Source organism: Haloferula sp. A504 (assembly GCF_044385805.1).
GTDB lineage: Bacteria > Verrucomicrobiota > Verrucomicrobiia > Verrucomicrobiales > Akkermansiaceae > Haloferula.
Genome location: NZ_JBISBU010000002.1, coordinates 180,998 through 195,548 on the forward strand (window position 1 = coordinate 180,998; position 14,551 = coordinate 195,548).

Sequence of the window (14,551 nt, forward strand, 5' to 3'; positions counted from 1 at the left end):
CATCGGTCGACCTACCGCTGGCTTTCGACCCGTCGTTTGATCTCCTTGAGAAGCCCGGAGTAGGAGCTCTTGCCCGCCAGCATCGGCTGGCGGACGGTTTCGCCATAGACCGTGCTCTCCTGTGCGATCTCGACGTCGCACATCAGGCGGACCTGATCCGCGCCCATCGGCGACCAGCTCACGGTCGGACGGATGATCACCGGATTCGGGTTGCCGACCGTCTTCCAGGCGATCTCGGCCTGGCGGCCACCCACCTTTTCGAAGGTCACCGAAGAGCTCGTTTCCGAGCGCACCGAAAATCCCTGTTCGCGAAACACGGCCACCGTCGCCGGGCGGATCGATGCCGGCGACGCCTGCTTCACCGTCACCTTGGCCAGCGAGTCGCTGCCGGGGCCACCCACCCCGACCGCCCCTCCGCAGCCGGCGAGAAGCAGACACGTCAATCCAAGCAGCTGATATCTCGTCATGGAGTGAGCATGGGCTTCCCGGGTGATGGGTCGAGTCGAATGAGCGGCATGGGAGTCCGGACCGGATTCGCCTTCGCGAGATGCGTCTTCCGCGGTAAGAACCGGCCGCCGCGAGCACTCCGCTCGATATCAAAAGCTCCTCGATCGTGACGGACCCACGCATGCCTTTCATCCTCCTCCTGTTTCTGGTGGGCGGGACACCTGTTGTCGGCGAAGAGCCCGTCTTGCCCGGGGACATTGCCCGGGAAATCGAATCGACCGGTGGGGGAGCCGGGTTGCTGCCCGTGCTCGAGGAATGGGACAAGACCCGCGACCGGATCGACAAGGAGATCGGTCTGAGCTGGTCGGTCCGCTACGATACCGTCGCGCTCGGCGCCGCGCTCGGCCATGGGGTGCCGGTGGGGGCCTCCGGCGACTTCACCTTGCAGGGGATCTGGGCACCCGCCCGGCGCTGGAGCGGCAACCCGACCGAACTGCGCTTCCGCCTGCGCGACCGCCATGCGCTGGGAGGCCGGGCGGCCTCCGAACTCGGCCCCGGCATCGGCGCGCTGTGGGGCGTGGTCGATGGCTTCAGCGGCAGCGGCTTCGAGGTGCCGGATTTCTTTTTCCGCCATGTCTTCGAGCGCAGCGGCATCGAGCTCCGCTACGGCCAGATGACCATCGATGCCCAGTTCGGCGGACACCAGTTGGCGAGTGCGAAGAACTATTTCCTCAACCAGGCCTTCGCCTCGAGTCCGGCGGTCGCCTTTCCGCGCTTCGGTGCGGGCATCACGCTGGCCAAGAGCTTCGACAACGGCTTCAGCATCGGCCTCGGATCGACGACGGTCCAGGGCACGCAGCAAGGGGCGCAGGTGGATCTCGAGTTCGGTTCCGACGACCTGTTCCACGCCCTGCAGTTCGCCTACGACTTCAAGGGCGCGGACGTTCTACCCCGGCGCATTCAACTCCTCGGGTGGCACAGCGACGCCGTCGAGGATGCCGGCCGCCCCGGGGGCCAGGGGCTTCAGCTCATCCACGAGCGCGCGCTTTCTGCCGATGGAAGCCGTATTTTCGTCAAGCTCGCATGGGCGGACGGCGGCGCGACACCGGTCGACTGCTTCCTTGCCGCCGGTTTCGGGCGGCCATGCGGAGACCATGACTTTCTCGGTCTGGCCGCCGGGATCGGCCGCGGCTCCGGACCGGCCAAGGACTGGCAGGGAGTGATCGAGGGATTCTACCGCTGGCATCCCTGGGAGAGCCTCCGCATCTCGCCGGATGTCCAGCTGCTCTTCGGCGAAGGATTCAACGGCAGTCCGGGAATCCGGGTGGTCGCGGGGTTGCGGGCCGGGCTGGTCTTCTGAGCCTGGGTGCAACTGAAAGTGGTGGGCAGAGCGGTTGGGGTGACCGCGATGCAGCGGTCCGCGGCCGGACGTTCCAGGCCCGGATGACGAGCCTCCGGGAGATCCAGAGTGCGGCGATTCATCGCCGGTGGCCCGGCTCGCATTGAAATGCTTCGCCAAAGCGGCGATGAATCGCCGCAGTCTAGAGGGGAATGGCTGCCGGCCGGCCAGTCCCGGCCATGCCCACCACTTTCAGTTACACCCTCTGAGCCCGACCGGCTTGCGTCGGGCCCGGGAATCCACAAGGCTGGCTGCATGGGCAAGCCGATCGGTTCCAGGGTGGCGGCGCGCAGCGGTGTCGGGTTCCTGATGCTGGTGCTTCTGCTTGCCCCTGCCGCGTTGGCCAAAGACGCCACCCCGCGGGTCCTGCTGCTCTTTTCCCACGACCGGCTGCTGCCGGCCAATGCCGAGCTGGAGGAGGGATTCCGCGAGGGAATCGGCAGGCACCGCGACGAGGTCGAGATCTTCGCCGAGTTTCTCGACGTCGTCCGCTTTCCCGAGCGGTCCCATGCGGAAAGCATGACCCGCTATCTCCGGGAACGCTACGCGGGCCAACCGCCGGACGTGGTTGTCGCGATAGGCCCGCAAAGCATCGGCTTTCTGGCCGGGCACCGTGAGCAGTTGTTTCCTGGAACCCCGGGGGTGATCGCCGGATTCACTAACCGTGACCTGATCGCCGCCGAACCGATCACCGAGGTCGCCGGTCGCCCGATGGTCTGGACCATCGAACCGATCCTGGACGAGATTCCGAAATGCCGATCGGACATCCGGCGGCTCCACCTGATTGCCGGGGCAGCTCCCTTCGACCAACAGAGACTTCAAGACGCGCTCAAGGTCTGCGAGGCGACCGACTCCGGTCTTGCCGTCACCACCTCGGTCGGCGAGGAACTGTCATCGCTTCACGACGCCGTAGCCCGACTCCCCAGGAACACCCTCGTCGTCTACTTGAGTTATTTCCTTACCCCCGGAGGGGCCACCACGGTGCCTCGCGAGGTGGGCAGTGAACTTGCGGCTTCCGCTTCGGTGCCGGTGATCGGCCTCTTCGACACCTACTTCGGCGACGGCATCACCGGCGTCTGCGCCGCCTCCTTTCGCGACGAAGGCATCGCGGCCGCCGACCTGGTCTCGCGCATTCTCGCTGGCGAAGCGCCCGACTCGATCGGCATCCTGCCGCCTGCGGAGCCCCGCTTTGTATTCGATGCAAGGCAGCTCAAGCGCTGGAATTGGGATCCTGACGTGCTGCCGGCCGGCAGCATCGTCCGCCATCGCACCCCCGGACTCTGGGAACAGCATCGGGGGGCGGTTCTCGGCAGTCTTGCCGTGTTGCTCGTTCAAAGTTCACTGATTGGTGGCCTGGTGGTCACCAAGCGCCGCCAGACCCGCATGGCCCAGGCCCTCCGCCGCTCGGAGGCAAGGTTCGCGGGGATTTTCGCCGGCAGTCCTTCCGCGGTCGCGATTGTCCGGCAGAGCGACGGTCGGACCGTCGAGGTCAATCCCGCATGGGAATCGACCACCGGCATCCCGCGGGCCGACTCGATCGGCCGGACTCCGCTGGAACTGGGTTTCGTGATCGAAGGGGATTCCGAGCAGCGATTCACGGAATTTCTCAAGTCAGGCAAGCCACTTCGGAACTATGAGCAGGCCTTCCGCGCACCGGATCACCGGATGCTCACACTGAGCCTCGCCACCGAACTGGTCGAGCTTCATGGAGAACCCTGCTACGTGGTCATGGCCGAGGATGTGACCGGCGTTCGCGAGGCCACCGAGGCGCGCCGCCAGTTGTCCCGCGCCTCGCGACTCGCCCAGCTCGGAGAAATGACCGCCGCGATCTCCCACGAGGTGAACCAGCCGCTGGCCGCGATACTCAGCAACACCGAGGCCGCCGAGATGCTGATGGCGCAGGACGCACCTCCCATCGACGAGGTGCGGCAGATCCTCTCCGACATCCGCCGCGACGACCTGCGTGCCAGCGAGGTGATCCAGCGGGTGCGCGCGCTGGTCACCCGCAAGGAAACCCACTTCGAACCCATCGCCATCGGCGACCTTCTCCGGCACAGCGTGGAGCTCATCGCCCACGAAGTGAAACGCCGGGGCGTCGCCGTCGAGTTCGACATCGTCCCGGGGCTCCCGCCGGTGACCGGTGACCGCGGCCAGCTTGAGCAGGCCTTCCTGAACCTGATCTTCAACGCGATGGAGGCGATGGCGGAAACGCCGGTCGCCCGCCGCCAGATCACCGTCTCCGCCGTCGTCGAATCTGCCGATCGCCTGCGGATCACGGTCGGCGACCGGGGCACCGGCATCGACGACGGGAACCTTGGGAAGATCTTCGATTCCTTCTTCAGCACGAAGGAGGGGGGCATGGGCCTGGGCCTCGCCCTGGTGCATTCGATCGCCGAACTCCACGGAGGCCGGATCGGGGCGGAAAACAACGCTTCCGGAGGCGCGGATTTTCATCTAACGCTTCCACTCCAGCGATCATGACGCTCGGCCCGACACCTGCCGTCCATCTCATCGATGACGACGATTCCCTCCGCACCGCACTGGGGCGACTCTTCACGGCTGCGGGCTTGAAGGTGCACAGCTACGCCTCGGCCACCGAGTTTCTCCTGAAGCGGGAACCGGGCATCCGCGGATGTCTGGTCGTCGACGTGCGGATGCCGGGAGGCCCGGGCGGCCTTGAACTGCAGGAAGCTCTCGTCCGGCAGGGCACGGACCTGCCGCTGATCTTCATCACCGGTCACGGCAACATCCCGATGAGCGTGGAGGCCATCAAGGCCGGTGCCTTCGATTTCCTGACCAAGCCGGTGAAAGGCGAGGAGTTGCTTGGAAAGGTCCGCGCCGCCCTCGAGCGGGAGGAAAGGCAGTGGGCCGCCACCCGTCAGCGGCGCGACCTGTTCGAGCGTTTCGAGAAACTCACGCCTTCCGAGGGCAAGGTGTTTCGGCGTGTGGTCGCCGGCCTGTTGAACAAGCAGATCGCGGACGAGCTTGGATGCTCGGAGCGCACGGTGAAGGCACACCGCTCCCAGGTGATGTCGAAGATGGAGGCCGCCTCCCTCGCCGAACTCGTCCGGATGGCGGGTGAGATGCGCGAGCCCACCGCCGAATAGCTTGCCCTGGCAAAGACGCCAATCCGCGTGGGGACGCGCCGGCATGATTCGTCCGACGTGCTTCCGCCCGATGCACACCTGAACATGGCACCAAGGGGCAGGGGATTTGCCCCAAGGTCCTATTCCATTGTGAAAGCGACGCGTCCAGTCTTCGAGGCTTGAGCAAGGCATCCAACAGGATCGTCGTCGTCGATGACGACCCCGGAATCCGGCAGGCACTGGTGCGACTGTTGAGTGCTGCCGGGCTTGAAGTGACGACCTTCGAATGCGGCGAAACCCTCCTGGCAGCCGGCGATGCGGCCCACAGCGGCGTGCTCATCCTCGACATCCAGCTTCCCGGGATGAACGGCCTCGAAGTCCATGACCGGCTCCAACTCCAAGGCATGTCGATCCCGACCATCTTCATCACCGGCCGGGCCGGAGAGCGTCAGCTGGAACAGATCCAGCGCCTCGGCACCCCCTGCTTCAGCAAACCCTTTCCCGGTGCCGCCCTGATCAACGCCGTCCGCAAACGGCTCCCCGCCGCCTGATCCACTCTCCCAACCAACCCCAACTCCCATGAAAACATCCAACAAACTCCTCGCCGAATTCTTCGGCACCTTCTGGCTCGTTTTCGGCGGCTGCGGCAGCGCCGTGCTCGCCGCCACCTTTCCCGATGTCGGCATCGGCCTCCTCGGCGTGTCCTTCGCCTTCGGCCTTACCGTGCTGACCATGGCCTACGCGATCGGCCACGTCTCCGGCTGCCACCTCAACCCGGCGGTCACCATCGGCCTCTGCGCCGGTGGGCGGCACCCGTGGTCGGAGGCCGGCGGCTACATCGTCGCCCAGGTGGTCGGCGGGCTTGCCGGTGCCGGGGTGCTCTACCTGATCGCCAGCGGCAAGGCGGACTTCACCGCAGCGGACGGCTTCGCCTCGAATGGCTACGGCGAACACTCGCCCGGTGGCTACTCGCTGCTCGCCTGCCTCGTCGCCGAGGTCGTGCTGACCTTCTTCTTCCTCATGATCATTCTCGGCGCGACCGACAAGCGGGCACCCGCCGGCTTCGCACCCATTGCGATCGGCCTCGGCCTCACGCTCATCCACCTGATCGGCATCCCGGTCACCAACCTCTCCGTCAACCCCGCCCGCAGCACCGGTCCCGCCGTCTTCGTCGGCGGCTGGGCCATCCAGCAGCTCTGGCTGTTCTGGCTCGCCCCGATCGTCGGCGCCGCGCTGGCCGGCATCGTTTACCCGAGAGTCGCGGGTTCAACCGACTCCTGAAACATCCTCCAACAACCCCAACAAGAAAGACATAGACCAATGAGAACGAAACCACCCTTGATCCGCTTCCTGCTCACCGCCGCCGTCGCCTTCGCGGGCGTGGCCTCCGCGCAGGCCAAAAAACCGAACATCCTCGTCATCTGGGGCGACGATATCGGCTGGTTCAACCCAAGCTGCTACCACCGCGGCATCATGGGCTACCAGACGCCGAACATCGACCGCATCGCCAACGAAGGCGCGCTCTTCACCGACTGGTATGGCGGCCAAAGCTGCACCGCCGGCCGCGCGGCCTTCATCACCGGACAATCACCGATCCGCACCGGCCTCACCAAGGTCGGGCTGCCCGGCGCTCCCGAGGGCATGCAGAAGGAAGACCCGACCATCGCCACCCTTCTGAAAGCACAGGGCTACATGACCGGCCAGTTCGGCAAGAACCACCTCGGCGACCGCGACGAGATGCTGCCGACCGCCCATGGTTTCGACGAGTTCTACGGCAACCTCTATCACCTCAATGCCGAAGAGGAACCGGAGAACCCCGACTACCCCAAGGACCCGGAATTCAAGAAGCAATTCGGTCCCCGCGGCGTGATCAGCTCGACCGCCGACGGCAAGATCGAGGACACCGGCCCGCTGACCAAGAAACGCATGGAGACGGTCGACGAGGAAGTCACGGCCAGGGCGATCGATTTCATGGACCGCGCCAAGAAGGCGGACAAGCCGTTCTTCATCTGGTGGAACGCCACCCGCATGCACGTCTGGACCCACCTCAAGGAGGAATCCGAGGGCAAGACCGGCCTCGGCATCTATCCGGACGGCATGGTCGAACATGACAAGCACATCGGCATGATCCTCGATCACCTCAAGGAACTCGGCCTCGAGGAAGATACCATCGTGATGTATTCGACCGACAACGGCGCCGAGATGATGACTTGGCCCGATGGCGGCACCACGGTCTTCCGCGGTGAGAAGAACACCAACTGGGAAGGCGGATACCGTGTGCCCACCGTCATCCGCTGGCCCGGCGTGATCAAGCCCGGCACCGTGATCAACGACATCGGCTCCCACGAGGACATGCTCCCGACCCTGCTCGCCGCCACCGGCGACACCACCGTGAAGGAGGATCTCAAGAAAGGCCGCAAGGTCGGCTCGATGAACTACAAGGTCCACCTCGATGGCTACAACCTCATGCCTGCCCTCAAGGGCGAAGGCGAGTGGCCGCGCAAGGAGTTCCTTTACTGGACCGATGACGGCAGCGTCGCCGCCCTTCGCTACAACAACTGGAAGATGGTATTCCTCGAACAGCGGGGACATGGTTTCGACGTCTGGCAGGAGCCCTTCGTCGAACTCCGCCTGCCGAAGTTGTTCAACCTGCGCACCGATCCCTTCGAGCGCGCCGATCACGAGGCGATGTCCTATCCCAAGTGGAGGATGGAACGTGCTTTCCTGATCGCTCCGGCCGGTGCCTACGTCGGCCAGTGGCTGCAGAGCTTCAAGGAGTTCCCGCCCCGCCAGGAACCGGGCAGCTTCAACCTGAGCAAGGTCATGGAAGCCGTCACCGCCGGCGCCAAGGGCACCGGTAACTGAGCATCCCAAAAAAACCCGAAAGCCTGACGGACTCCGCGCGCTTCAACCTGCAAGTGCGCGGAGTCTTTTTCTCTCACCTCGTTCTTCCCATGAAGCTCACACTCATCCTCTCGGGACTGCTTCTGGCAACCCTTCCCGCCGACCCCCTGCCGTCGTGGAACGGAAACCCGGCCAAGAAGGCCATCATCGAATTCGTCGGAAAGGTGACCACGCCCGGTTCGCCCGACTACGTCGATCCGGCCGCGCGCATCGCCACTTTCGACAACGACGGCTGCCTGTGGTCCGAGCAACCGATGTATTTCCAGGCCTTCTATATCTTCGACCGGATCAAGGAACTCGCACCCGACCACCCCGAGTGGAAGGACAAGGAGCCCTTCGCCTCGGTGCTGAAAGACGACATCAAGGGTGCCCTCGCGGGAGGTGAGAAAGCGTTGCTCGAAATGGCCATGGCGACCCACGCCGGCCTTACCGACGAGGAGTTCCGCAAGGCGGTCCGTGACTGGCTCGACACCGCCCGCCATCCGAAGACCGGCATGGCTTACGACAAGATGCTCTATCAGCCGATGCTCGAGCTGCTTGCCTATCTCCGCGCCGAGGGTTTCAAGACCTTCATCGTCTCCGGTGGCGGCATCGACTTCGTGCGCGTCTTCGCCGAGGAAGCGTATGGCATTCCGCCCGAGCAGGTGATCGGGTCGAGCATCAAGGCCGGCTACGAGCTGCGCGACGGCAAGCCGGTCGTCGTCAAGCTGCCCGAACTCAACTTCATCGACGACAAGGCGGGCAAGCCGGTCGGCATCCACCAGCACATCGGCCGCCGCCCGATCTTCGCCGCGGGCAACTCCGACGGCGACTTCCAGATGCTCGAATGGACCACCGCCGGCGAGGGCGCTCGCTTCGGGCTGCTCGTACACCACGACGACGCCGAACGCGAGTTCGCCTATGATCGCGAGAGCCACGTCGGGAAGCTCGACAGGGGCCTCGACGAGGGCCCGAGGCGCGGCTGGACGATCGTCAGCATGAAGGACGACTGGGCGAGGATCTATCCACAAGCTGACGACAACTGATTTATCACAAAAGGTCGCAAAGTTCGCAAAGGCCAAAGTTGACCACACCCCATCCCCTCTTTGCGTCCTTCGCGACCTTCTGTAGAAACCTGCATACCATGAGTCCCCGCGAAGCCATTCTCCGCATTTCCGAGGCTATGAACGCTTCCGTGATCGGCCAGGAGCCGGTCGTCGAGCGCATCCTCGTCGCCCTGCTCGCCAACGGCCACCTGCTGATGGAAGGCCTGCCCGGGGTCGCCAAGACGCGCTCGATCAAGACGCTTTCGAAGCTGATCGAGAGTGACTTCAGCCGTGTCCAGTTCACGCCCGACCTGCTGCCGTCCGACGTCAGCGGCTCGGACATCTACCGCGAGCAGACCGGCAGCTTCGACTTCCAGCCGGGCCCGATCTTCGGCAACCTGATCCTTGCCGATGAAATCAACCGCGCGCCCGCCAAGGTGCAGGCCGCCCTGTTGGAAGCGATGGAGGAACGCCAGATCACCGTCGCTGGAACCACCCACAAGCTGCCCGATCTGTTCCTGGTGCTCGCCACGCAGAACCCGATCGAGCAGGAGGGAACCTATCCACTGCCGGAGGCGCAGATGGATCGCTTCCTCCTCTACGTCCACGTCCCGTATCCACCGCCGGAGAACGAGGGCGCGATCCTGCGTCTGGTCCGTGGCGAGAGGTCCGGCACCGCCGCCGAGCCGCCGCCCGCCATCCCGCAGGACCTGATCTTTCAGGCGCGCAAGGAAGTGAATGACATTCATGTCTCCGAAGCCGCCGAGAAATACATCGTCGACCTCATCGTCTCGACGCGTCATCCGGAGAGGCTCGATGAGGAACTGGCCAAGTGGATCCGGCTCGGCGCCAGCCCGCGCGGCACGCTCGCCCTCGATGCCGCGTCACGGGCCCACGCGTGGCTCCACGGGCAGGACTTCGTTTCTCCCGAGAACATCCGCTCCGTCGCGCCGGCCTGCCTCGCCCACCGCATCCACCTTTCCTACCAGGCCGAGGCCGCCGGCAAGACCCGCAGCGAGGTGGTCGAGGCGTTGTTGGAGAAGGTCGTGGCGGTTTAGTTTTACAGAAGGACGCGAAGAGCGCGAAGGATTGATGGAGGATGCATTCGAAATTCCAGAGAGCGGATGAACTGAGTCACCTCGCGATTGGCGCGGCGATTGAAGCCCATAAACTCAAGGGACCGGGCTTGATCGAATCGATCTTCGAAAAGTGTCTGATGCGGGAGCTTTTCCTCCGGGACATCGAAGCGCAGCAGCAGTTGAGGGTTCCAATCGAATACAAGGGATTGGTGTTCGAAGAGCCGCTGAGGCTTGATGTTCTTCTGGAAGAGAACCTAGTCCTGGAACTCAAGGTGGTTGAGAAGTTCCTCCCCATCCACAAGGCCCAACTCCTCAGTTACATGAAGCTCCGGGACGTTCCTCTCGGTCTTATCATCAACTTCCAATCGCTGCGTCTCGTCGACGGCGTGCATCGCCTCATTCTCCCCGGTGCCGACAAACCCGAAAATCCCCCATCCATCCACTGAACAACCCGAGCCTTCGCGTCCTTCGCTGCCTTCTGTAAAAATTCTTCCCGCATGCCTGCCCGCGTCACTGTCGACCTCGACCACCTCGTCCTGCTCAAGGCCGAGGCGCACGGGTTCTCGCTTCTGTCCCGCCAACCGGTCGGGTCGCTGCTCGCCGGCCGCCATGCCTCGCGGCTTCGCGGCCGCGGCCTCGCCTTCGAGGAAATGCGCCACTACCACCCCGGCGACGACATCCGCACCATCGACTGGCGCGCCACCGCCCGCCTGCGCTCACCGCACGTCCGAGTCTACTCCGAGGAACGCGAACGACCGGTCTTTTTCGTGGTCGACCAGCGGAGCCCGATGTTCTTCGGCAGCCGCCGCGCGATGAAATCGGTCGCCGCCGCCGAGTTGGCCGCGCTCGGTGCCTGGCGCTCGCTTGGGGCAGGAGATCGCGTCGGCGGGATCGTCTTCAATGAGTCGGAGATGGTCACCCTCCGACCCAACCGCGGACCCACCCAGGCACTGAGGCTCTTCCATGAGATCGTTCGCCTCAATCAACGGCTCGCGGATGGCGATCCTCCTGCAGGCCAAGTGACGCTCAACTCCGTACTCGAGACCGCAGTGCAACAGGCGAAACACGATCACCTGGTGGTGGTCGTCACCGACCTCGACGGCGCCGATGCCACCACCGGCGAACTCGTCACCCGCCTGGGCGTGCACAACGACGTGTTGGTCGCTGCGGTCTATGATCCTCTGGGTGTCCGGCTCACCGGCAGTCCGGGAATGCGGGCCGCCGACCGTGGCCGGAGTTGGGACATCCCGGCCGGTGGCGGCTTCGAAGAAAAGTTCCGCAAGGCCTTCGAGGACGTCCTCGAGCATTGGCGGACGATCTTCCGCGACCTGCAGATCCCGCTTTTCCCTGTCTCCACCGCCACGCCGGTGATCGATCAGATTCACGAACTCCTCGGTGCCCGGCAATGACGATGGTTCTCAACAAAAGATCGCGAAGGACGCAAAGTCAGATCCACAACATCATTCCAGAAGCTTCGCGCTCTTCGCGTCCTTCTGTAAACCACCCAAGCGAATGACCGATGATCCCGCCAGCCTCGACAAGCTCCACGACATCGTCGTGCCCGAGCCGGTGTCGTTGTGGCCCATGGCGCCGGGCTGGTGGGTCCTGCTGACGCTCGTCTCCGCTTTCTTTCTGATCCTCGCGATCCGTCACTTTCGCCGCTGGCGGGCCAATGCCTACCGGCGCGCCGCGCTTCAAGAACTCGCGAAGTCGGAAAGCGCGGAGCACGTCGCGGTCATCTTGCGCCGCACGGCCCTTGCCATCGTTCCGCGGGAATCCATCGCCGCGCTCCACGACGATGCCTGGATGGCCTGGCTCGCCGGTCGGTCACCGCTGGCGGTGCCCGACTCCATCCGGGCCGCGCTCACCCGATCGCTGTATGCCGGGGAGCCCGCGGCCGACCTCGACGAGCTGCGGAATTTCGCCGAGTGCTGGATCCGCCAACACACCCGACCATGCTGAGCTTCGCCCATCTCTGGCTGCTTCTGCTGGCTCCGCTGCCCTGGCTGGTCTGGAAGCTCGCGCCTCCGAAACCGCCGTCCCGCGTGGCGGTGCGGGTGCCCTTCGGTCGCCGGCTCGAGCAGGCGCTCGGGTCCGGCTCGCCCGGCACCACCGGCGGCGACAGCCGCCTCGGACTCCTCTGGCCCACGCTTGTGTGGCTATTCGTGCTGCTCGCCCTCGCCCGCCCGCAGTGGATCGAGCCACCGATCGAGCAGATGCTCCCCACCCGCGACCTGTTGCTGCTCGTCGATCTCTCCGGTTCGATGGACCAGAAGGACTTCACCAATTTCCAAGGCAAGACGGTGAGCCGACTCGATGCGGTGAAGGAGATCCTTGGCGACTTCCTCGAAAGGCGGAAAGGCGACCGGGTCGGCCTGGTGGTGTTCGGCGATTCACCTTTCCTTCAGGCTCCCTTCTCCACGGACCTGTCCCTTTCCCGTGAACTTCTCGACGAGACTGCCGTGGGCATGGCCGGTCCGAAGACCGCGCTCGGCGATGCCATCGGCCTCGGCATCCACCTCTTCGACGAAAGCGAGGCTCCGGCCAGGACCATCATCGCACTCACCGACGGCAACGACACCAAGAGCCAGGTGCCGCCGGTCGAGGCCGCCCGCATCGCCGCCGACCGCGGGATCCGCATCCACACGGTCGCCATCGGGGACCCCACCACCGCCGGCGAGGACAAGCTCGACCGGGAGACGCTCGACCAGGTGGCGCTAAGCGCGGGCGGCAAGTCCTTCTTCGCCGCCGACCGTGACGAGCTCGTCGGGATCTACGCCGAGTTGGATCGCATCGAAACGCGCGAGGTGAAGACCATCAGCCATCGTCCCCGCCGCGACCTATTCCACCTTCCGCTGCTGGCCGCCCTCCTGACCTCGACGCTATCCCGACTCATCTCCATCCGCGGAGCGCACGGTGCGGAAACTCCACGCCGCCCCCTGCGCGTCCATCCCGTCACCGGCGAACTCGAACTCAGTTAGACTCCGATATCCGATGTTTCACAGAAGCACGCAAAGCTCGCGAAGCACGACTGATGATGTCTCTCAGTTGATCCTTTGCGCTCTTCGCGACCTTCTGTGAGTCCAACAGCATGACCGAACCCTTCCAGTTCCTCCGCCCCGCCGCGCTGCTTTTGGCACCGGTGGTGGTCGTGCTGTGGTGGCTGTGGCAGCGCCACGCCGATCCGCTTCGCGGATGGCGCGCCCAGATGGATCCGGAAATCCTCGGTGCCTTGGTCGATCGATCATCCGCCGGCCGAGGCCGCGCCTGGCCGTTTCTCGCCGCGTGGCTGTTTGGCGTGCTCGCCATCGCCGGCCCTTCGTGGCGACCCGAGCCGAGCCCATTTGCCGAGGACGCGACGCCGCTCGTGATTCTGCTCAAGGCCGACCTGAGCATGGAGACGCCCGATCCCGAGCCTTCGAGGATGGAGCGCGCCCACCTCAAGATCCGCGACCTCTCGGAGGCGCGCAAAGGCCAGCCGCTCGGGCTGATCGCCTATGCCAGCAGCGCGCACCTCGTGCTGCCGCCGACCAAGGACACCTCCGCCGTGGCCACCATGGCGGCGGAGATTTCCCCGGAGATCATGCCCGAGCCCGGCGACCGGCTCGATCTCGCCATCGCCCGGGCGGCCCGGCTTCTCGAGAATCAAACCGGCAGCCTGCTGATCATCACCGACACGGCCAGTGCCGCGACCGAGGCCCTCGCCGAAGCGTGGAAGAAGGCGGGCTCACCCGACATCCAGATTCTCGCGATCTCCCCGCCTGCAGCCTCGGTCGAACCGCTCGAGCCCATGGCGAAGTCGCTCCGCGCGCCACTCGTTCCGATGAGCACCGATGACGCCGACATCGCCGACATCGTCCGCCACGCCGCCCGGACACCGGTCGCACGCGATGCCAAGGGCAATGCCCGACGCAAGGACGACGGCTACCTCCTGGTCCCCGTCATTGCCGTTCTCGCTCTGCTTCCCTTCCGCCGGGAAACCCGAACCCTTTCCGAGTCATGAGCCTCCACGGTCCATCCGGCATCCTCGCCTCCATCGCGTTCGCGGCCACCTTCTGGTTCACCGCCGACCAGCAGGGGCAACGCTCCTTTGAGCGAGAGGATTTCACCGAAGCCGCCGAGCATTTCAACGATCCGATGTGGAAGGGCGTCGCCCTCTATCGTGACGGCGAGTTCAAGCAGGCTCAGGCGGTCTTCGCCCGTCTCGACACCGCCGAAGCGCACTACAACCGCGGCAATTGCCTGGTCTTCCTGGGCAAGTATCAGGACGCCGTCGCGAGCTACGACCGAGCGCTCACCCGCCGCCCCGGCTGGATCGAGGCCGGGGAGAACCGGGCCATCGCCGAGGCCCGCGGCGAGGCCACCAAGAACGAAGGTGGTGACATGGGTGACCAGAAGCTCGGCGCCGACAAGATCGTCTTCGACAAGAAGAAGCCCGGTGGCCAGGAGACCCAGGTGACGGGTGAGCAGTCGGCCGACCCGGCATCCATGCAGGCGCTGTGGCTGCGCCGGGTCCAGACCCGGCCCGCCGATTTCCTCAGGGCCAAGTTCGCCTATCAGAATCAGTTCGGAGAGGGGGTGGAGGAATGAGGCTTCTCTCACAGAAGTTCG

At 65.0% G+C, this 14,551-nt stretch carries 15 protein-coding genes; 14 read left to right on the top strand and 1 reads right to left on the bottom strand.

The window, feature by feature from the left end; genetic code table 11:
* Positions 1 to 11 precede the first annotated feature (11 nt).
* Positions 12 to 467 (bottom strand): hypothetical protein, encoded by a 456-nt coding sequence (locus tag ACG2LG_RS01705; RefSeq protein WP_396255767.1) that lies wholly within the window; start codon positions 465 to 467, stop codon positions 12 to 14.
* Positions 468 to 628: 161 nt separating this feature from the next.
* On the opposite strand from ACG2LG_RS01705, the gene ACG2LG_RS01710 reads away from it, so the two are divergent.
* The 14 genes from ACG2LG_RS01710 to ACG2LG_RS01775 all read left to right on the top strand — a co-directional run bounded on the left by ACG2LG_RS01710 (position 629) and on the right by ACG2LG_RS01775 (position 14,530).
* Entirely contained in the window at positions 629 to 1,807 is a 1,179-nt protein-coding gene (locus tag ACG2LG_RS01710; protein ID WP_396255769.1) for a carbohydrate porin, read from the top strand.
* A gap of 294 nt (positions 1,808 to 2,101) precedes the next feature.
* Entirely contained in the window at positions 2,102 to 4,327 is a 2,226-nt protein-coding gene (locus tag ACG2LG_RS01715; RefSeq protein WP_396255770.1) for an ATP-binding protein, read from the top strand.
* On the top strand, positions 4,324 to 4,953 hold the full coding sequence (locus ACG2LG_RS01720; RefSeq protein ID WP_396255772.1) for a response regulator transcription factor: 630 nt from the start codon (positions 4,324 to 4,326) through the stop codon (positions 4,951 to 4,953). The genes ACG2LG_RS01715 and ACG2LG_RS01720 overlap by 4 nt, the downstream gene beginning before the upstream one ends.
* 158 nt (positions 4,954 to 5,111) lie before the next feature.
* Complete coding sequence (locus ACG2LG_RS01725; RefSeq protein WP_396255774.1) at positions 5,112 to 5,483, top strand: response regulator transcription factor; 372 nt, start codon at positions 5,112 to 5,114, stop codon at positions 5,481 to 5,483.
* 28 nt (positions 5,484 to 5,511) lie between these two features.
* Positions 5,512 to 6,213, top strand: a complete 702-nt coding sequence (gene aqpZ, locus ACG2LG_RS01730; protein WP_396255776.1) for an aquaporin Z — start codon at positions 5,512 to 5,514, stop codon at positions 6,211 to 6,213.
* Positions 6,214 to 6,252: 39 nt separating this feature from the next.
* Complete coding sequence (locus ACG2LG_RS01735) at positions 6,253 to 7,797, top strand: arylsulfatase (protein WP_396255777.1); 1,545 nt, start codon at positions 6,253 to 6,255, stop codon at positions 7,795 to 7,797.
* 89 nt (positions 7,798 to 7,886) lie between these two features.
* Complete coding sequence (locus ACG2LG_RS01740) at positions 7,887 to 8,861, top strand: HAD family hydrolase (RefSeq protein WP_396255778.1); 975 nt, start codon at positions 7,887 to 7,889, stop codon at positions 8,859 to 8,861.
* Positions 8,862 to 8,959: 98 nt separating this feature from the next.
* Positions 8,960 to 9,919, top strand: a complete 960-nt coding sequence (locus ACG2LG_RS01745; RefSeq protein ID WP_396255780.1) for an AAA family ATPase — start codon at positions 8,960 to 8,962, stop codon at positions 9,917 to 9,919.
* Positions 9,920 to 9,960: 41 nt separating this feature from the next.
* Positions 9,961 to 10,386 (top strand): GxxExxY protein, encoded by a 426-nt coding sequence (locus ACG2LG_RS01750; protein WP_396255781.1) that lies wholly within the window; start codon positions 9,961 to 9,963, stop codon positions 10,384 to 10,386.
* Between the two features lie 51 nt (positions 10,387 to 10,437).
* Complete coding sequence (locus tag ACG2LG_RS01755; RefSeq protein WP_396255783.1) at positions 10,438 to 11,349, top strand: DUF58 domain-containing protein; 912 nt, start codon at positions 10,438 to 10,440, stop codon at positions 11,347 to 11,349.
* A gap of 103 nt (positions 11,350 to 11,452) precedes the next feature.
* Entirely contained in the window at positions 11,453 to 11,902 is a 450-nt protein-coding gene (locus ACG2LG_RS01760; RefSeq protein WP_396255784.1) for a DUF4381 domain-containing protein, read from the top strand.
* Positions 11,896 to 12,921: a VWA domain-containing protein gene (locus tag ACG2LG_RS01765; protein ID WP_396255786.1), complete on the top strand. Its 1,026-nt coding sequence runs from the start codon at positions 11,896 to 11,898 to the stop codon at positions 12,919 to 12,921. The genes ACG2LG_RS01760 and ACG2LG_RS01765 overlap by 7 nt, the downstream gene beginning before the upstream one ends.
* 110 nt (positions 12,922 to 13,031) lie before the next feature.
* On the top strand, positions 13,032 to 13,943 hold the full coding sequence (locus tag ACG2LG_RS01770; protein WP_396255787.1) for a VWA domain-containing protein: 912 nt from the start codon (positions 13,032 to 13,034) through the stop codon (positions 13,941 to 13,943).
* On the top strand, positions 13,940 to 14,530 hold the full coding sequence (locus ACG2LG_RS01775; RefSeq protein WP_396255789.1) for a tetratricopeptide repeat protein: 591 nt from the start codon (positions 13,940 to 13,942) through the stop codon (positions 14,528 to 14,530). The genes ACG2LG_RS01770 and ACG2LG_RS01775 overlap by 4 nt, the downstream gene beginning before the upstream one ends.
* Positions 14,531 to 14,551: the final 21 nt, after the last annotated feature.